Annotated in this window: 17 protein-coding genes and 2 pseudogenes; 3 read left to right on the top strand and 16 right to left on the bottom strand. The window is 48.0% G+C overall.

From position 1 onward, the window contains the following. Positions 1-12: 12 nt before the first annotated feature. The 11 genes and pseudogenes from fabD to MHH91_RS09690 all read right to left on the bottom strand — a co-directional run bounded on the left by fabD (position 13) and on the right by MHH91_RS09690 (position 10,656). Complete coding sequence (gene fabD, locus MHH91_RS09640; RefSeq protein WP_014470342.1) at positions 13-1,215, bottom strand: ACP S-malonyltransferase; 1,203 nt, start codon at positions 1,213-1,215, stop codon at positions 13-15. Positions 1,216-1,959: 744 nt separating this feature from the next. After that, positions 1,960-2,070: pseudogene (locus MHH91_RS09645) on the bottom strand (hypothetical protein); the annotation flags it as partial. 61 nt (positions 2,071-2,131) lie between these two features. Continuing rightward, positions 2,132-2,917 (bottom strand): 3-hydroxybutyrate dehydrogenase, encoded by a 786-nt coding sequence (locus MHH91_RS09650; protein ID WP_014471876.1) that lies wholly within the window; start codon positions 2,915-2,917, stop codon positions 2,132-2,134. 12 nt (positions 2,918-2,929) lie between these two features. Next, positions 2,930-3,586 carry a 3-oxoacid CoA-transferase subunit B gene (locus MHH91_RS09655; protein ID WP_014471877.1) on the bottom strand — a complete coding sequence of 219 codons (657 nt, stop codon included), beginning with the start codon at positions 3,584-3,586 and terminating at the stop codon, positions 2,930-2,932. Between the two features lie 17 nt (positions 3,587-3,603). Next, entirely contained in the window at positions 3,604-4,293 is a 690-nt protein-coding gene (locus MHH91_RS09660; protein WP_340977671.1) for a CoA transferase subunit A, read from the bottom strand. 181 nt (positions 4,294-4,474) lie between these two features. Further along, positions 4,475-5,671, bottom strand: a complete 1,197-nt coding sequence (locus MHH91_RS09665; RefSeq protein ID WP_013352456.1) for a cytochrome P450 — start codon at positions 5,669-5,671, stop codon at positions 4,475-4,477. A 1-nt stretch (position 5,672) separates the two neighbouring features. After that, positions 5,673-6,692, bottom strand: a complete 1,020-nt coding sequence (bioB, locus tag MHH91_RS09670) for a biotin synthase BioB (RefSeq protein ID WP_013352457.1) — start codon at positions 6,690-6,692, stop codon at positions 5,673-5,675. A 2-nt stretch (positions 6,693-6,694) separates the two neighbouring features. Further along, positions 6,695-7,396: a dethiobiotin synthase gene (gene bioD / locus MHH91_RS09675; RefSeq protein WP_013352458.1), complete on the bottom strand. Its 702-nt coding sequence runs from the start codon at positions 7,394-7,396 to the stop codon at positions 6,695-6,697. Next, on the bottom strand, positions 7,393-8,553 hold the full coding sequence (bioF, locus tag MHH91_RS09680; protein WP_013352459.1) for an 8-amino-7-oxononanoate synthase: 1,161 nt from the start codon (positions 8,551-8,553) through the stop codon (positions 7,393-7,395). The genes bioD and bioF overlap by 4 nt, the downstream gene beginning before the upstream one ends. After that, entirely contained in the window at positions 8,543-9,889 is a 1,347-nt protein-coding gene (bioA, locus tag MHH91_RS09685; protein ID WP_013352460.1) for an adenosylmethionine--8-amino-7-oxononanoate transaminase, read from the bottom strand. The genes bioF and bioA overlap by 11 nt, the downstream gene beginning before the upstream one ends. Further along, complete coding sequence (locus MHH91_RS09690; RefSeq protein WP_013352461.1) at positions 9,886-10,656, bottom strand: 6-carboxyhexanoate--CoA ligase; 771 nt, start codon at positions 10,654-10,656, stop codon at positions 9,886-9,888. Before MHH91_RS09690 ends, bioA begins: the two co-directional genes overlap by 4 nt. Positions 10,657-10,879: 223 nt before the next feature. Here MHH91_RS09690 and MHH91_RS09695 point away from each other — a divergent pair. The 3 genes and pseudogenes from MHH91_RS09695 to MHH91_RS09705 all read left to right on the top strand — a co-directional run bounded on the left by MHH91_RS09695 (position 10,880) and on the right by MHH91_RS09705 (position 12,904). Continuing rightward, positions 10,880-11,339: pseudogene (locus MHH91_RS09695) on the top strand (GtrA family protein). A gap of 6 nt (positions 11,340-11,345) precedes the next feature. Continuing rightward, positions 11,346-12,239 carry a UTP--glucose-1-phosphate uridylyltransferase GalU gene (gene galU, locus MHH91_RS09700; RefSeq protein WP_013352463.1) on the top strand — a complete coding sequence of 298 codons (894 nt, stop codon included), beginning with the start codon at positions 11,346-11,348 and terminating at the stop codon, positions 12,237-12,239. Between the two features lie 74 nt (positions 12,240-12,313). After that, on the top strand, positions 12,314-12,904 hold the full coding sequence (locus MHH91_RS09705) for a DedA family protein (protein ID WP_013352464.1): 591 nt from the start codon (positions 12,314-12,316) through the stop codon (positions 12,902-12,904). 55 nt (positions 12,905-12,959) lie between these two features. Here MHH91_RS09705 and MHH91_RS09710 read toward each other — a convergent pair whose 3' ends face one another. The 5 genes from MHH91_RS09710 to MHH91_RS09730 are packed head-to-tail and all read right to left on the bottom strand — an operon-like array spanning position 12,960 to position 17,773. After that, positions 12,960-14,489 carry an acyl-CoA carboxylase subunit beta gene (locus MHH91_RS09710; RefSeq protein ID WP_013352465.1) on the bottom strand — a complete coding sequence of 510 codons (1,530 nt, stop codon included), beginning with the start codon at positions 14,487-14,489 and terminating at the stop codon, positions 12,960-12,962. Between the two features lie 17 nt (positions 14,490-14,506). Beyond that, a complete protein-coding gene (locus tag MHH91_RS09715) occupies positions 14,507-15,286 on the bottom strand; it encodes an enoyl-CoA hydratase (protein ID WP_013352466.1) in 780 nt (259 codons plus the stop codon). Positions 15,287-15,299: 13 nt separating this feature from the next. Beyond that, a complete protein-coding gene (locus MHH91_RS09720) occupies positions 15,300-16,199 on the bottom strand; it encodes a hydroxymethylglutaryl-CoA lyase (RefSeq protein ID WP_013352467.1) in 900 nt (299 codons plus the stop codon). A 15-nt stretch (positions 16,200-16,214) separates the two neighbouring features. Beyond that, on the bottom strand, positions 16,215-16,427 hold the full coding sequence (locus MHH91_RS09725; RefSeq protein ID WP_013352468.1) for an acetyl-CoA carboxylase biotin carboxyl carrier protein subunit: 213 nt from the start codon (positions 16,425-16,427) through the stop codon (positions 16,215-16,217). Further along, on the bottom strand, positions 16,424-17,773 hold the full coding sequence (locus MHH91_RS09730; RefSeq protein ID WP_013352469.1) for an acetyl-CoA carboxylase biotin carboxylase subunit: 1,350 nt from the start codon (positions 17,771-17,773) through the stop codon (positions 16,424-16,426). Before MHH91_RS09730 ends, MHH91_RS09725 begins: the two co-directional genes overlap by 4 nt. Positions 17,774-17,780: the final 7 nt, after the last annotated feature.

The raw sequence follows: 17,780 nt of genomic DNA on the forward strand, positions 1-17,780 counted from the left end.
CTCCTGGGCGCTTTATTTTAAAATCCGTAATTGTTCCTGAGCCGGAAGCTGTTTAGCCTCGCAAATTAATTTGCACAAATGGATTGAATGTTCGAGCTCTTGTTCTGAAAGCTCATCTTCATTTCTTTCCATTCTCTTTTTCAGCTCTTGGATTTGCGTAAATAATCGCGTCGTCATGTTGGAATAAGCCAATGAATCTTTGTTGTAATTTCGCGAAATGACGGATTGAATCATCAATTTATTCAGTTGTTTTTTGCGTAAATGGACAATATTTTTATTTCTTTCCCCTGAATTCGACAGCCGGTGAACATCAGATGTCTGTCCTAAAGGGTAAGGAGCAATATGATTCGTTATTTTTTTCAGCAGACTGCCTAAAACATTCTTCGGGCCCATTTCGATAACTTCCGTGACTCCGTGTAAAAGCAAGTAATGCATTGATTCCGCCCATCTTACCGGCATCGTCATGTGCTGCTTGAGATGTTCGTTGACCGAATTGCCGGTGCTGTAAGGCCGTGCGGTGACATTCGAAATAATCGGCCATGCGGCATCCCGAAAGGAATACTGGTGTAGTACGGTCTGGAATTGTTCGGATGCCGATCGTATCATCAGACTGTGAAAAGGCGCACTGACATTCAAATAAGTGTATTCAGCTCCCTTTTCCTCAGCCATCCTGATGACACGTTCCACAGCTTGCCGGTGTCCGGAAATCACATGCTGCTGATCTGAATTCATACAGGCTACACCTGCCGGAAAGTCTTCCGTCGACACTTTCGAACATATTTCTTGTAATGTTTGGAGAGAGAGATGCGTCACGGCGGCCATTGTCCCCTGCTGCTGAGGATCCGCATTTTGCATAAGAATACCCCGCCGCCTTACAAGTGTAACGGCATCATGAAAAGAAAGGGCCCCGCTACAGACGAGCGCTGAGTATTCTCCTAAGCTATGACCTGCAAGAAAGCGCGGTTTAACCCCTATTTCCTGCATATACACTTGAAAAGCAATCACACTGACTGTTAAAATAGCGGGCTGCGCATTCATTGTCTTTGTCAATTCATTCATATCACCGTTAAAGCACAGCTTTTTTATATCCAAGGAGATCGCATCGCTCGCTTCTTCAAATAATCTCTTTGCAAGCGCAAATTCATTCCAAAAATGTTTGCCCATTCCTACAAATTGAGACCCTTGTCCAGGAAATAAAAAGGCAAGATTGTTCATGAGTTCCCTCCGATCGCATCGAGATCCAATATCATACAATATATCCCTTTATCTAACATCCTAGCATGATTATAACAAAGGTGTATAGAATACTTTCGGAGGAGTTATTGTTCGATTTTACAAACGAACCGGTTACAATTATTCATAAAATATAAGTTGGGGCTGACACTGAAAAAACAGTCTTAAAAAGAGGTGATAAGAGCCGGAATGGAAGCCGGTTACCGACTCTTCTTCACTTAGTGCACGCCCTTGATGCTGCTTATTTTTTAGGTCTATTGGCATAATTGTGTCAGAAATTACATATTTTATGTTTATTGTAAACATTCATTTGTATATCTGTGAAGGATTGTAAACTGATGCGCTTTGATGCGCAAGGAATGGATCTGGATGAGGAAAATCTGTAAAGATAAAACGCGATGCAGAATATATGGATGACCTGCCCGGATACCGATTGCCGCAGTAAATCGGCCCATCACACAGCTGAATACGAGCTGCTTCATCATAAGAGGAATTTATCGGTAGAAGCAAAATGTTTTTGGTTGAGTCTTGCTGGAGGCTCATATGGAATCATGACGCGGAACTTATCAATCTATTGAATTCCGGCTATTTCTTCTGCTTATCGTTATTTCGTAAATTCCTTGTGAAAACCGTCATATGTTGTCATCTTGTTTCTCACGAAACCGCTTTATCATAAATTCCGTTTTTTCATCGCGTCGGTATTCGTCTCTTCAGCCAAACTGAAAATCAGGTCACGGGAGCGGGGTTGAACAGACATAAATCATTGTGAAGCCCCCAATGATCCGCCCATGTTTGTTTGCGGCCGCTGGCGATATCAAGCACCATTCGGAAGATTTCAATATGTTTATTTTAAGGCACAAAAAAACAGCCGTTCAGTGCGGCTGTTTTTTCAAACGAACTATTGAGCGGTATATCCTCCGTCCATGACGACGGCCTGACCGGTGACGCCTTTTGCTTTGTCGCTGGCCAAAAACACGGCGTAATCAGCGATTTCCTTCACTGAGAGCAGCCGTTTTTGGGGAACGAGCGGAAAGATGACGTCCTCCAGAACACGTTCATACGGCACATTTCTTGTGTCAGAAATGTCCTTCAGCTGATTGTGGACGAGCTGTGTGTCAACATACCCAGGACAGAGGGCATTGACGGTGATGCCGTCAGCCGCGCCTTCAAGTGCGCCGACTTTCGTTAAGCCGATGACGCCATGCTTGGCGCTGTTATATGCGGCTTTTCCGTAAAAACCGATGAGCCCGTTGACAGACGCCATATTTATGATTCGTCCGAATTGCTGTTTTTTCATGACGGGAAATGCATGTTTCATGGCGATAAATGGCGCGGTCAGCATGACACGGATGAGCCGTTCAAATTGTTCCGCGGGAAATGCCTCAATGGGGGCGATATGCTGAATGCCCGCGTTATTCACGAGAATATCGAGTCGCCCGAATTCTGTCACGGCTTTTTGAATCATATCAGCCGTTTGCTTTTCATCGGTTACATCACACGTGATGCTTTTGGCATGAGCGCCTTCTTCACTGAGTTTTGCTGCGGCTTCTTTTCCCGCCTGTTCATTGACATCCGCTATGATTACGGCGGCTCCTTCACGGGTGAATTCTTGAGCGATTTCAAATCCGATTCCTCTGGCTGCTCCTGTCACTACAGCCGCTTTGTCTTTCAGCAATGGGTCCATGAAAATGCCTCCTTATTTCCGCCCGGACGTTAATGCTTCACTGACAGTGAAACGGCCTTCTGTTTTCTCAATGACTTCCTCTAATGACGCACCTTCCTGCAATTCTGTCAGCATCATGCGGCCTTGGTGAAATTCGAACACCGCCAAATCTGTTATCAGCCGATGGACGACTTGTCTGCCGGTCAGAGGCAGAGTGCATTCCGATTTCACCTTAGATTCACCGAATTTATTTACGTGCTCCATAATGACAACGATCCGTTTTGCTCCGTGAACCAAGTCCATAGCCCCGCCCATTCCTTTGATCATTTTTCCGGGTATCATCCAGTTGGCCAAGTCCCCTTTTTCGGATACTTCCATGCCGCCGAGGATGGCGACATCTATATGGCCCCCGCGAATCATAGCAAACGATTCGGCACTGTCAAAATAAGAGGCTCCTTTAACTTCGGTGATGGTTTCTTTGCCGGCGTTAATGAGATCCGGGTCCTCCGCTCCCGCAAGAGGATAAGGGCCGATTCCGAGCAAGCCGTTCTCCGACTGAAGCAGCACGTTATAATCTTCCGGTATTTCATTTGCGACAAGCGTCGGCATGCCGATTCCCAAATTCACATTCATTCCGTCCTTAATTTCTTTTACTGCCCGTGCGATCATTCGTTTTCTGCCATCTTTCATTTGATCAGCTCCTTTCTTCATGCTTCCCGGACGGTGCGGCGTTCGATCCTTTTTTCGAGATTCGTGCTTTTGAGCACATGCTGGACAAAAATACCCGGCGTATGAATGTGATCCGGGTCAAGCTCACCTGCCTCGACGATTTCCTCTGCCTCGGCAATGGTTACCCTGCCTGCCATAGCGGCGAGCGGATTAAAATTTCTTGCCGTTTTTCTGAAAATCAAATTGCCGAGCGGATCAGCTTTCCACGCTTTTACAATGCTGGCGTGTCCTTTAATGCCTCTTTCCAAAAGGCAGGTCCGTCCGTCAAATGTTTTCTGCTCTTTTCCTTCAGCGACTGAGGTCCCCGCGCCGGCCGGGGTATAAAACGCCGGGATACCCGCTCCTCCCGCGCGAATCCGTTCGGCGAGCGTACCTTGGGGAACCAGCTCAACTTCCAGATCTCCGTTTAAAAATTGCCGTTCAAAAGTTTTGTTTTCTCCGACATAGGAAGCGATCATCTTTTTAATCTGACGGTTCGCAAGCCCCCAGTCGTCAACGCCGCAGTTATTACTGACGACAGTCAGGTTTTTTGTCCCCCGGTCTCTGATGGCGAGAATTAACTGCTCGGGGATGCCGCAAAGACCGAAGCCCCCTGCAATAAGAGTGTCACCGTCATTGATCAGCTCCGCGGCTTCTTTAAATGAATCCATGATTTTCCCTTTTCCCATATTCACTTCTCCTTTCAGTTATATCTTCATAAGGACTGTCAGGCGGCAGATCTGTAAGCGGTTGCAGTTATATTGAAGGGTTTGAGTGCAGGTGTGTTGTGACATGTTTCCGGTACATGATAAGAGGAACTGTTTCATCTTAGAGAAGGGGCTTGATAAACCTGCCCCTTCTGCAATGTCATCAGCTGAGAACAACCGGAAGCGCTGAAAGCGACCTGAAACCGAAGAGTTTGCGGTATGTAACATCTGTTTTCACAAGGCGAATATCAGGGGCCCGCTCCAGCAGTGTGAGGATGGCCGTTTGGGCCTCAATCCGCGCTAATGAGGAGCCGATACAGACGTGGGCGCCTTTTCCGAATGCCAGATGCGGATTGGGATTTCTCGTAATGTCCAGCTGATGGGGACGATGAAATACCTCCGGGTCGCGGTTGGCTGCGCCTAACAGAATATATACCTGCTCTCCTTTTTTTATGAGGTGCTGATTGATGACGCAGTCTTCTGAAGCTGTACGAGCCGTCAGCTGCGCCGGGCTTTCAAAGCGTAGAAATTCCTCAGTTGCAGATGCAATCAGCTGCGGATTTTCCAGCAATTTGCTGAGCTCGGCCGGATGTTTCAATAATGAAAACACGCCATTGCAGATCAGATTCACCGTCGTTTCGTGTCCGGCGATAATGAGCAGGATGCAGGATGCGAGCACTTCTTCTTCTGTAAGCTGTTCTTCGCTGATAAGTGTGGTGATGACGTCTTTTTGGGGCTCTGTTTTCCGTTTTTGAATCAAATCTTTAAAATACGCCGTCAGCTTGCCGGCTGTACCGCCGGCTTTAAGCAGCGACTTTTTAGAGCGTGTCAGGTCAATGGCCTGAATGACGTCCGCGGTCCACTCCCTGAAGCTTGCTCTGTCTTCTTTCGGCACCCCGAGTATGTCCGCAATGACGAGACTCGCCACTGGGAAGGCGAAGTCTGATACAAGGTCTGCGGTTTTACTGTGATCTATTTGGTCTAACACATCATGAACCGTTGCTGTTATAAAGGGTTTCAGCCGCTCCGCTTTTTTCAGAGTGAATGCTTTGCCGATCAGCATGCGAAGCCGCTTATGGTCTGAGTGATTCGTAAACAGCAGCATATCCTTCTGCAAGTTTTTCAGGTGTTTATATTTAGCTGATGCTTCAGGCATCGGAATGCGGTTTTTAAATCTGGTGTCTTTCAGGACGGCTTCCGCTTCTTGATATCCGGTGATGTAGCGCCCCGGGTATTTTAAAACGGTTCCTTGATACACGGGATCAACGGCCCGCAGTTTGTCATAAAACGGATAAGGGTTATTCCAAAAATCTGAATCCGCATGGAGGGACGGATGTGCAATCGATAGGCCCGCCGTCATTTTATATCTCCGTATTGCAGGCGGATTGTAAGTCGGCTTTCATTTCTTCAACGGATTCGACTTCAAACCCTAAATCATGGAGCATTTTATGATCCTCTGTTTCGTGCTGCCCTGAGGTTGTTAAGTAATCGCCGACGAATATGGAATTTGCTGCGTACAAACCGAGCGGTTGCAGTGAACGAAGATTGACTTCCCGGCCTCCTGAGATGCGGATTTCTTTTGCCGGATTGATAAAACGGAACAAAGCGAGCACTTTCAGGCAATATACCGGGTTTAATTCGCTTACCCCCTCTAACGGGGTTCCGTCAATCGCATGCAGAAAATTAACAGGGATGCTGTCGGCGTCAAGCGCTTTTAAGCTGTTCGCCATATCAACGACATCCTGTTTCGTCTCTTTCATGCCGACGATGACACCCGAACAAGGCGACATCCCCGATTGTTTGGCCGTTTCCACCGTATTAACCCTGTCGTCATACGTGTGAGAGGTTGTAATGTTTGAGTGATTCCTTTGTGATGTATTGATGTTATGATTGTACCGGTCTACTCCTGCCTGTTTCAGCCGCTCTGCCTGTTCCGGCTTCAGCAGACCGAGGCATGCGCAAATTTTTAAACCGTACGTTTCTTTAATTTCTTTGACGGCATCAACCACTTGGTCTACTTCTCTGTTTGACGGGCCCCGTCCGCTGGCGACGATACAGTATGTTCCTATATTCAGGTCATGGGCGCGTTTTGCCCCCTTAAGCAATATATGCTTATCCACCATCCGATAAGACTCAATCGGCGCTTTTGATATTGAAGATTGTGAACAGTACCCGCAATTTTCCGGACACAGCCCTGATTTAGCATTCATAATCATATTCAGCTTTACTTTTTTTCCGTAAAATCGTTTTCTGATATGGAAAGCGGCATGCATCAGCAATAAAAGATCATCATCAGGACAATTTAAAATGGCAAGCGCTTCCTGATTCGTTACTTCCGCCCCGTCCAGCACTCTCTCTGCAAGATCCATCCATTGATTCATGTTTATCTCCCCATTTGTGTCAGATTCATGAAAGTAGAAACATCTACATGTTTCTCAATCATGTGTTGAATGTTTTCCGCTGAAACGTGTTCCAGCTTCGGTGTGATTCCTAAAATCGGAACTCCGCACAGCGCTTCAATTATGTTCGGGTTTGTCTTTTCATCCAGCCCCGGCCGGCTTTTTACGCCGTTGATGATGATGCCGATAATGTCTATTCCCATGTTTTTCGCATATTCAACGGTTAAATATGTGTGGTTGATGGTTCCGAGATCAGGCCTGGCCACAATCACCGCCGGCAATTCCAGGGCTTTTATCAGATCACTGACTAAGTAATTTTCACCGAGCGGTACGGAAATGCCGCCTGCTCCTTCGACGATGAAACACTCATGACGATTTTTAATCTTTTTCCAGTGAACCGTGACCTCCTCCATACTTACGGATTTTCCCTCAAGCATGGCGGCCGTGTACGGTGCAAGCGGCTCTTTCCATTCAAATGGCGTAATTTCTTCATGAGACAGTGCGGTTTGTGACATATCTTTCAACAGAGAAGTGTCACTTTCCGGATGAGTCCGCGGCACTCCGCTTAAAAACGGCTTAAATACTCCGACATCCGCCTGTCTCTGCCTGAATGCCGCGGCAAGTCCGCAAGAGACGATGGTTTTTCCGACGCCGGTATCTGTTCCTGTGACAAAAAAACTTCTCATTGGTTGATGTTCAGCTCTTTTCTAATGGAATCAAATGCTTCTGTCAGCTCATCTATGTCCTGTAAGCTGCGGTCCGCCGTGACGGTCAGCCTGATTCTGCTTTCACCATCCGGAACGGCTGGCGGGCGGATGGCAGGGGCGCAGATCCCCTTTTTCTCCAGTAACGCAGCGGCTGAGACCGTTGTTTTTGCATCACCGATGATGACGGGGAGAATCGGTGTATCTCCGCCTCTTACGGTAAATCCCATGTCGGCGAGACGGGTTTTTATCGTTTTGATAGATGACAGCAGTACACGGCGTGTACCGTGCATGCCCTTTATGATGTCAAATGCCGTATGCGAAGCCGCACAAATCGCCGGCGCGACGGCCGTCTGAAAAATAAACGTCCGCGCATGATTCAGCAAAAAATCAATGAAAATGTTTGATCCTGCGGCAAAACCGCCCTCCGTTCCGACAGCTTTACTTAATGTGCCGATGACAACATCAGGCCTAACACCAAAATATTCACTGGTTCCTCCGCCGTTTTCCCCGAGTACCCCGGTTGCATGCGCGTCATCTACTATTACAAATGCCTGATACTTCTTTGCAAGCGCCATTATGCTGTCAAGCGGGGCAATGGTGCCGTCCATGCTGAATACGCCGTCCGTGACGATAAAGCGGCGGTTCCGAGACTGGACGGAGGCAAGTTTGTTCTCGAGATCTGCCATATCAATATGTCGGTACACAATGGTTTCCGCTTTTGATAAACGGCAGCCGTCCACAATGCTCGCATGGTTCAATTGATCGCTTAAAATGACATCGCCTTTTTGCGGCAGTGAAGCAAGCACGCCGATATTTGCCAAGTAACCGCTTGAAAACAATAAAGCAGCTTCCGTCTGTTTAAAGTCCGCGATTGTTTTTTCAAGTTTTTCGTGCCATAGCGTATTTCCGGTGGTTAACCGTGAGCCGCTGCTTCCTGCCCCGAATCGGCTCAGCGCCGTTTGCGCGGCTGTGATCAGCCGTTCGTCTTTTGACAGACCCAAATAGTCATTAGACGCCCAGATCTGCCGCTTTTGCCCCTTGGTTTTGAGAGCGGTTTCCTGTGTTCGCAGCGTCCGATACAGCCCGTCTGTTTTCACCGCATCGAGCCTTCCGAGGAGCCATCCGTCAAAATCCACGGCCGGTCACCTCGGCTATCGCTTCTTTCATAATGGAGATCATGGCTTTTAACTGATCAGCTGTGCTGGCAAGCGGCGGAAGAAAGGCGATTACGTCTCCGAGCGGTCTCGTCAGCATACCAAGCTCTCTCATTTTTAAAGATACCTCGTATCCTATCCTCTTTTCAGGCGGATAAGGCTGTTTCGTCTCCTTATCCTGCACAAGCTCTATGCCGCACATCAAACCGAGCTGACGGATATCGCCGACATGAGGAAGCTGCTTCAGATCATGAAGAAACATCGCTGCTGTTTTTGATTTTTCGGCGACCTGTTCAACGATGCGCTCTGATTCAAATAAACGCAGATTTTCAATTGCCGCGGCACAACCAAGCTGATTTCCTGTATAGGAGTGACCGTGGAAAAATGTTTTCATTTTGTTATAGTCATCGTAGAAGGCTTCATAAATCGCTTCTGTGGCAAACGTCACGGCAATCGGCAAATAGCCTCCGGTAATTCCTTTCCCTGCCGCCATCAAATCAGGCTGGACATTTTCATGCTCACAGGCAAACATTTTTCCGGTACGGCCGAAACCCGTCGCCACTTCGTCAACGATCATTAACACATCATATGCCGTACACAGCTTTCGTACGCCTGCCAGAAAGCCTTCAGGCATGACGATCATGCCGGATGCCCCCTGCACCATCGATTCAATCGTAAGTGCCGCAATCTCTTCGTGATGCTCCGCAAGCAGCTGTTCGAGCGCGCTAAGACATTCATCCCGGCACTGAACGGGGTCGCCGTTTTCAGATCTGTATACATAAGGAATCGGGGCTTTGTAGCTTTCAAACATCAGCGGGCCGTACACATGATGGAAAAGTTCAATAGAGCCGACGCTGACGGCTCCGATCGTGTCGCCGTGATAGCCGTTCTGCATAGAAATGAATGTCTGCTTCTCAGGCCGCCCTATGTTTTTCCAGTATTGAAAGGCCATTTTCAGAGCGATTTCCATCGCTTCCGCTCCGCTGTCAGAGTAAAAAACGCGCGTCAGCTTTTCCGGTGTGATGCTCGTCAGCATCTCGGCAAGTTCTGTTGCGGGAACGTTCGTCATGCCCAGCAAAGTAGAATGAGCGATTTTTTCAAGCTGTTTTTGAATCGCCTCATCCATTTCCTTTTTGCGGTGGCCGTGTACATTGAGCCATACTGAAGAAAAGCCGTCATAATATTCTTTGCCGCTTGTATCTTTCAGCATAATTCCGTTTCCGCTTTCAATGATTAACGGATCTTCATCGTAATCTTTCATTTGTGTGAAGGGCAGCCAAAGATGCTTTTTGCTTTTTTCAATCATTGATTGTTTCATATTTTCCCCTCCCTCTGAATGAATACAGGCTGCTTCTCTAAAAAATGTATACAGCTCTCTGTATCTATGGCTCCATCTGTAAAGAAAATCCGGCAGCCGCTTTCATCTCCGGCATTCTTCATCTTGGTAATCCGCTGATAGCCCAGCTTCTTTGCGGCAACGTAGCCTGTTATGTAATCAGGGTCATCCGACCAGCACAGTTCAGCTATGATGCCCGGATGCGCACAAACCTTTGCCGCGATGGCATGCGCTTCTTTTATTCTTGGATTTTCCGGCATTTTGTGCTCGAGAGTCCATTTTTGAAAATCGTGTGCCGGCCAATCCATGCGGGATACCCGTACACCTCTTTCCTTTCTGCCGTCAATGCGTTTTCCCGTCTGAATGTCGAACAGGACCGCTCCTCTTACTTCTGCATATTCCGCGATATTTTGATAGGCTTTCTCTATCATGTGCGGAGGAATCCCGGCTTTTTGCAGAAGCTTCCGGGCGACTGCTTGTCCTTTCTCTGCCGTATCTGTTTGATGTACGGCAACCGGTAACGGGCGGATCGTTTTGATCGGTTGATTGATGCTTTCAAGCTGTATCTGCATAAAATCAGGTGTCCCTCTTGAATGCGAGAAGCCTTTATGTAATAAGCCATTCACCGCTTCTTGTAATCCGCTGTAAGTGATGAGCCGTTCTCCGCCGGAAATGTGTTTTCCTCCCTGCTCATGAGGTGCGTCCCGGGAAGCTCTCATTCTGACGCTGTAATATATCTCTTCCTCCATTCTCTCCCCTGCTTTCTCTTACCTTGAAAATTAATGTAAACCAAAATAAATATAGGTTAACACTTATACAGAATATTAGTGTCCCTCACGAAATATGTCAACCAAAACTATTAAACTGTTAACATAATGGAACGGCAAGGCCTCATTACGTTTTCATGTTTTGTTCATATTTTAGTAATTGTTTATTCAACACTGTCCGCTAAAGTAATCCCTATCAACAACTATGACAGCCATCCGCATTTTATTATGAAGGGAGGTCAAAACCGGGTGCCGTTATGCTGAAAGAAAAAATAAAGACGTTAGGCCGTTTTTGCACCGTGGGCGTGGGAAATACGCTAATAGATTTTGGTGTCTTCTTCCTTCTCACCGCTTGCCATGTCCCTTATCTGCCGGCTCAGATCTGTTCCTATTCGGCGGGGATCATCAACAGCTATGTGTGGAACCGAAACTGGACGTTTCGTGTAAAACGCAAGGCCGACGGGAAAGAGATCGTGCGCTTTCTCATGATTAATGCCGCCGCGTCGGTGATCACCTTTTTATTGCTTTACGCGTTTCAAAAAAGCGGCTGTACGCTTTTGGTGAGTAAGCTTGCCGCCACTATCGGCGGAATGATGATGAATTTTATCGGAAACCGAATCTGGGTATTTGGGGATTCGCTGAAAAACATACAGGATCAGGAGTGAAGATGAATGAGAAAAAAAGTGAGAAAAGCGGTCATCCCCGCAGCGGGTTTAGGCACGAGATTTCTGCCGGCGACAAAGGCGCAGCCGAAAGAAATGCTGCCGATTGTCGACAAACCGGCAATCCAATATATTGTAGAAGAGGCCGCAGAATCAGGAATTGAAGATATACTGATTATTACGGGGAGAAACAAACGCTCGATTGAAGATCATTTTGACCGGTTGGCGGAATTGGAATTCAATCTGCAGGAAAAAGGCAAGACGGAGATGCTTAAGGAAATGCAGCAGATTGCCGATTTGGCCAATATTCATTACATCCGCCAGAAAGAGCCGCTCGGCTTAGGACATGCGGTATTGTGTGCGGAGCATTTTATCGGAGATGAGCCTTTTGCCGTTCTCTTAGGAGATGATATTATGGTATCTGACACCCCCGCGCTTTCGCAGCTCATAGACGTCTATAACCAGCACGGCACAGAAACAATCGGCGTACAGCCCGTCGAGCCTGCTGATGTCAGCAAATATGGTATTATACAGACGGGGCGGCAAAGCGGTCATGTGTATCAGGTTGAAGACCTGATTGAGAAGCCGGCTGCTGAAAAGGCGCCCTCACGTATTGCCGTGATGGGCCGATACATATTAACCCCTGCCATTTTCCAGGCGCTCAAAACGATCGGACGAGGCGCGGGCAGCGAAATCCAATTAACTGATGCGCTGCGCAAAGTGTGCCGCACCCGGAGCATTTACGCGCGGGAACTTGAAGGAAGCCGGTTCGATATAGGCGATAAGCTCGGGTGTTTTAAAGCCGGGACGGAGATCGGGCTTCTGCGGAAAGAAATGAGACCGAAACTTTTAGCTTATTTAGAAGAGGTGTTAAAAAGAGAATCTGAAGAAATGACGCATTAAAAAATAATTTGTAACCATTTTGCTTGTCAATCAGTCATATAATTGGGTAAAAAGATAAAGAGGTTGTGAACAGTGTGGGCAATTTTATTAGTGAAATATTATCCTGGCTGACAAGTATGGGCTATTTAGGGATTGCGCTCGGGTTAATGATCGAAATCATTCCGAGTGAAATCGTTCTGGCTTACGGAGGCTATATGGTGTCAGAAGGTACGATCAGTTTTATCGGCGCCATTATCGCCGGTGTCATCGGGGGAACGATCGCGCAATGTTTTATTTACTGGATCGCCCGTTATGGAGGACGTCCGTTTTTGGACAAGTACGGCAAGTACTTACTGCTGAAAAAGCATCATATTGATGTTGCGGAAAACTGGTTTCGCCGTTACGGCGCGGGCGTGGTATTCTCGGCACGGTTTATCCCGGTCGTCAGACACGCGATTTCCATCCCTGCCGGACTCGCGAAAATGCCTCTTTCCAAGTTTGTCACCTTGACGACGCTTGCGATTATTCCGTGGTCTATCATTTTCGTTTATCTCGGGTATCAGCTCGGCGGACAGTGGAAAGATGTAGACAGCTATGCCGGAATGTATACGACTCCGATCATTATATTGGCTCTTGTATTTATTGTTGTTTATTTTGTCGTGAAAAAGATGAGATCAAGACTATGAAAAAAAGACTGCATAGAAGAACGGCCGCGGGCCGGATCTATGCGGTCTTTTTTCTTTATACCGGGTATACGGGGTGTTTCCGGTGTGTGAATGTCAGTTGTTTGGACATGTAAGCAGTGAGGCGTTTATTGAGTTCTTCCCGCAAGGAATCAGCGGGAACGATGCCGTCAATCACCATTTCAGAGGCGAGGCGGTAAAGGTTGATGTCTTCCTTGTATTCATCACGCTTTTCTTGAATAAAAGCCGATCTTTCTTCAGGAGCGAGTTCGCTGATTTTGTTTGCATATACCGCATTCACCGCTGCCTCAGGCCCCATAACGGCAATTTGCGCAGTCGGCAGCGCTAAGCAGCAATCCGGTTCAAAAGCCGGGCCCGCCATCGCATATAATCCGGCACCGTAGGCTTTTCTGACAATAACGGAAAGCTTCGGAACAGTCGCTTCGGCCATTGCGGAGATCATTTTTGCGCCATGTCTGATGATGCCCGCCTGCTCAACCTTCGTTCCGATCATAAAGCCGGGGATGTCTGCCAAAAACAGAAGCGGAATATGAAATGCGTCGCACAAAGCGATGAATTTTGCGGCTTTGTCCGCCGAATCGAGAAATAAAACCCCGCCTTTGACACGCGGCTGGTTGGCGATAATGCCGACCGGCTGTCCGTGAATCCGCGCAAGCCCCGTTATTAATTCCTGCGCAAATAATGGTTTGATCTCAAAAAAGGAGTCTTCATCGATGACACGTTCAATTAAATCCATCATGTTGAACGGCGCGTTTTGATGTGCCGGAATGACATCTGAGAGCGGTTTTTCAAAAGCTTTCGGATTCTTGGATGTGTTGACGGGTGCTTTTTCAGTATAATTTGCCGGAAAATAGCTGAGATATGTCTGCGCCATCGTAATTGCTTCCTGTTCCGTCCGGGCGAGAAGATCACCGCAGCCTGATACGGAACAATGCATACGGGCGCCGCCCATTTCTTCAAGCGATACCTTTTCGCCGATTACCATTTCCGCCATGCGCGGAGAGCCTAAGTACATGGATGCATTGCCTTCAACCATAATGACGATGTCGCAAAATGCCGGGATGTAAGCGCCGCCCGCAGCGGAAGGACCGAACAATAAGCAGATTTGCGGAATGCGTCCCGACAGCTTTACTTGATTATAAAAAATGCGTCCGGCTCCCCTCCTGCCCGGGAACATGTCGACCTGATCCGTAATTCTCGCACCTGCTGAATCGACTAAGTACAGAAGCGGACACTGCAGCTTTTCCGCCGTTTCCTGAATGCGGATGATTTTTTCCACCGTTTTCGCGCCCCATGAACCCGCCTTTACGGTTGAGTCGTTTGCCATCACACAAACGGTTCTGCCGCCGATAGTTCCGATTCCGGTGACGACCCCGTCAGCCGGCAGTCCGTCTGACATACATTCGGCGAAAAAAGCATCTTCTACGGATATGCCGTCATCGAATAGAAGCTTCAGCCTGTCTCTTACAAACAGTTTTCCCTTTTTTTCGTTGCTTGCGTGATATTTCTCCGCTCCTCCTTTTTCAATCGTTTTGCTGCGTGTCTGCCGTTCTTTTTCGTAATCCATCCGAGTCCCTCCATGTTTTATTTTCCTTTGTATTCAGGGGGTCTTTTTTCTTTAAAGGCGCGCAGGCCCTCTTCTCTGTCAAGTGTCGGGATGACTTGTTCATATGCTTTTCGTTCGATGGTGAGCCCTGTATTGAGATCTGTCTCCAGACCCTTGTTTATCGCGAATTTTGCTTGTCTGACGGCGATCGGTCCATTGGCGGCGATGCGTCCGGCCAGTGCTTTTACTTTTTCCATAAGCTCCCCGGCTTCACATACATGCTCGACCAGCTTCATGTCTTTTGCTTCTTGAGCCGTGAGTCTTCGGCCGGTGTAAATCAATTCTTTTGCAGCGCCGGGACCGATAAGCCGCGGCAGTCTCTGTGTTCCCCCCGCCCCGGGAATGATCGCAAGGCCTGTTTCAGGTAGGCCGAGACCCGCCCGGCTGACGGCTGTTCTGATATCGCAGGCGAGAGCAAGTTCAAGACCTCCTCCTACAGCAGTTCCGTTCAGCGCTGCAATGACCGGCTGCGGGAGAGCTTCAATTGAGGCGGCTGTTTCGCCGATACGCCTGACGCTTTGCTTGACTTGTTCATGATTCATTCCTGCTCTTTCTTTTAAATCAGCACCGGCGCAAAATGTGTTTCCGGAGCCGGTGAGAATGACGCAGCGAATAGCCGGCGAGTTTCTGATGTCTGTAATTACACGCTGTAAATCATCAATCATTTCAGAAGACAGCGAGTTGGCTGCATGCGGGCGGTTCAGTGTGATCAGACCGATCGTTTCTTGACAGACGGAATACAAGACACAATCTCCCATGGCTTCTCCTTTCTCATTTCGTTCTGAATACCTGCAGGTTTCTGCTTGGCAGGTCTTTGCCGATTTTGTCCCCGATCCAGCCGGCGGCCTCAAGAAGTTTATTCAAGTCCGTCCCGGTATCAATCCCCATTTGTTCAAGCATATAAATGACATCTTCTGTGGCGGCGTTGCCTGCTGATCCCGGGGCATACGGGCAGCCGCCAAGCCCGCCTGAGGAGGTATCAAAGGATGTAATGCCCATATCAAGGGCGGGAATGATATTCGCAAGAGCCGTGCCTCTTGTATCATGGAAATGGAGTGCGATGTTTGATGCCGGAATTCTCGGCAAAAGGGCTTCAAGCACGGCGATGACCTGCAAGGGATTCGCCGCGCCGATTGTGTCGCCGAGCGATAATTCATCAACACCCATTTCGATCAGGGTGTCTGCCAGGCGGACGACTTGTTCGACCGGCACGTTCTGTTCGTACGGGCAGCCAAATACAGTGGACAGATACGCTCTCGTCGCCATTTTTTCAGCTTTTGCTTCAGTAATGACCCGCCTGAGTTCTTGAACGGTCCGGTCAATCGGTTTGTTTACGTTTTTTTGGTTATGGGTTTCGCTTGCTGATAAAAACACACAGGCTTGATCAATTCTGCCTTCTGCTGCATGTTCCAGTCCGATGAGGTTTGGAACGAGAGCCGCGTAGACCGTATCTTCTGATCTGGCAATCCCCTTTGCGACATCCAGACTGTCACGAAGAGCCGGAATCCATCTCGGATGCACGAATGATGTCACTTCGATATAGGGAAGTCCTGTCTTTGACAGCATATTGATCCACTCAATCTTATCTTCTGTATCCACCCACGCCGATTCATTCTGCAGGCCGTCACGAGGCCCTACTTCGTTGATGCGGACATGCTTCGGACAGTTCATGCTGCACCTCCCGTTTTATTGAAGCTCAATCAGGACCTCTCCTTCATCAGTGAAATCGCCTTCCGTTTTTTTCACTTCTTTCACCGTTCCGGATGCATCAGCGATGATCGGAATTTCCATTTTCATAGATTCCAAGATAGCCACTTCCTGTCCTTCCTCAATGACATCGCCCGGTTTCACATGAATTTTCCACAGGTTACCGGCCATTTGAATTTTTATGACGCTCATTTTGACGCCTCCCCGTTTATTGTTTGTAAAAATCCGGTTGTCGCTTCACCCTTTTCAAACGCTTCTGAACAGGCGATTTTTGTCAGCAACGGAATATTGGTTTTAATTCCTTCTACATGATATTCGCCAAGGGCGGTTTTCAGTTGTTCAATGGCTTGTTTTCTCGTTTTTGCCGTAACAATCATTTTGGCAATCATCGGATCGTAAAACGGAGAAACGGTGCTGCCCTTTTCAACGGCGCATTCGTGTCTCACTGACGGATGCCGTAAAACGGAGAAAGAGGAGATAGTGCCGGGTGACGGATAAAAGGTGACCGGATCTTCCGCATAAATCCGCACTTCTATCGCATGCCCGTGATGGGTGATGTCTTTCTGCGAGAAAGTCAGCGGCTGTCCCGCGGCAATTTTCAGCTGTTCTTCCACAAGATCCAGTCCCGTAATTTCTTCTGTCACCGGATGCTCTACCTGCAGTCTTGTATTCATCTCTAAGAAATAGATTTGTTTCTTTTGGTCGACAAGAAACTCTATTGTGCCCGCATTTTGGTAGCCGATAGATTTAGCGGCTTTAACGGCGGTTTCACCGAGTCTTTGTCTTAATTCCTCATCAACAAACGGCGATGGCGCTTCTTCTATCACTTTTTGATGGCGCCTTTGCACTGAACAGTCACGTTCAAACAGGTGAACGGTATTGCCGAAAGAATCTGCGAGAATCTGAATTTCAATATGACGGGCGTTTTCAATGACTTTTTCCATATACATTGCGCCGTCGCCGAAAAAAGACGCGGCCCGCTTTTGATTGCCTTCAAACGCTTTTGCCAGTTCTTCTTCCGAATGTACGATCTGCATGCCGATTCCGCCTCCTCCTGCGGACGCTTTCAGCATGACCGGAAAGCCGATGGCACGGGCTTCGGCTAAGGCCGAGTGAACATCGGGCAATGGCTCTGAAACACCGGGAACGATCGGGACTTTTGCCTGCTGCATCGTTTTTCGCGCTTCTATCTTGCTTCCCATCTTAACGATGATGTCACCTGGCGGGCCGATGAATGTGATGTGTTCCTTTCGGCAGCGTTCGGCGAACCGGCTGTTTTCTGACAGCAGCCCGTAGCCGGGATGGATGGCGTCGGCTCCGGCGGCTTTAGCGGCTTCTATGATTCTGTCAATATGTAAATAGCTTTCATTTACTCTCGATTGACCGATCAGGTAGGCCTCATCAGCCGCTTTTACATGGAGCGCATCCCGGTCGGCTTCTGAATAGACAGATACCGAGGGGATGCCGAGACGTTTGCAGGTGCGGATTATTCTTAAGGCGATTTCTCCTCTATTGGCAATCAGAACTTTTTTAAACAATTGTGAA

The organism is Bacillus sp. FSL K6-2819 (assembly GCF_038008305.1).
GTDB classification, from domain to species: Bacteria; Bacillota; Bacilli; order Bacillales; family Bacillaceae; genus Bacillus; species Bacillus amyloliquefaciens.

Excerpts from the sequence above, each read along its gene's own strand:
- fabD (WP_014470342.1), bottom strand. The coding sequence starts at position 1,215 with ATGAACAATCTTGCCTTTTTATTTCCTGGACAAGGGTCTCAATTTGTA.
- MHH91_RS09650 (WP_014471876.1), bottom strand. The coding sequence starts at position 2,917 with ATGGACCCATTGCTGAAAGACAAAGCGGCTGTAGTGACAGGAGCAGCC.
- MHH91_RS09655 (WP_014471877.1), bottom strand. The coding sequence starts at position 3,586 with ATGAAAGATGGCAGAAAACGAATGATCGCACGGGCAGTAAAAGAAATT.
- MHH91_RS09660 (WP_340977671.1), bottom strand. The coding sequence starts at position 4,293 with ATGGGAAAAGGGAAAATCATGGATTCATTTAAAGAAGCCGCGGAGCTG.
- MHH91_RS09665 (WP_013352456.1), bottom strand. The coding sequence starts at position 5,671 with ATGACGGCGGGCCTATCGATTGCACATCCGTCCCTCCATGCGGATTCA.
- bioB (WP_013352457.1), bottom strand. The coding sequence starts at position 6,692 with ATGAATCAATGGATGGATCTTGCAGAGAGAGTGCTGGACGGGGCGGAA.
- bioD (WP_013352458.1), bottom strand. The coding sequence starts at position 7,396 with ATGAGAAGTTTTTTTGTCACAGGAACAGATACCGGCGTCGGAAAAACC.
- bioA (WP_013352460.1), bottom strand. The coding sequence starts at position 9,889 with ATGAAACAATCAATGATTGAAAAAAGCAAAAAGCATCTTTGGCTGCCC.
- MHH91_RS09690 (WP_013352461.1), bottom strand. The coding sequence starts at position 10,656 with ATGGAGGAAGAGATATATTACAGCGTCAGAATGAGAGCTTCCCGGGAC.
- galU (WP_013352463.1), top strand. The coding sequence starts at position 11,346 with ATGAGAAAAAAAGTGAGAAAAGCGGTCATCCCCGCAGCGGGTTTAGGC.
- MHH91_RS09710 (WP_013352465.1), bottom strand. The coding sequence starts at position 14,489 with ATGGATTACGAAAAAGAACGGCAGACACGCAGCAAAACGATTGAAAAA.
- MHH91_RS09715 (WP_013352466.1), bottom strand. The coding sequence starts at position 15,286 with ATGGGAGATTGTGTCTTGTATTCCGTCTGTCAAGAAACGATCGGTCTG.
- MHH91_RS09720 (WP_013352467.1), bottom strand. The coding sequence starts at position 16,199 with ATGAACTGTCCGAAGCATGTCCGCATCAACGAAGTAGGGCCTCGTGAC.
- MHH91_RS09725 (WP_013352468.1), bottom strand. The coding sequence starts at position 16,427 with ATGAGCGTCATAAAAATTCAAATGGCCGGTAACCTGTGGAAAATTCAT.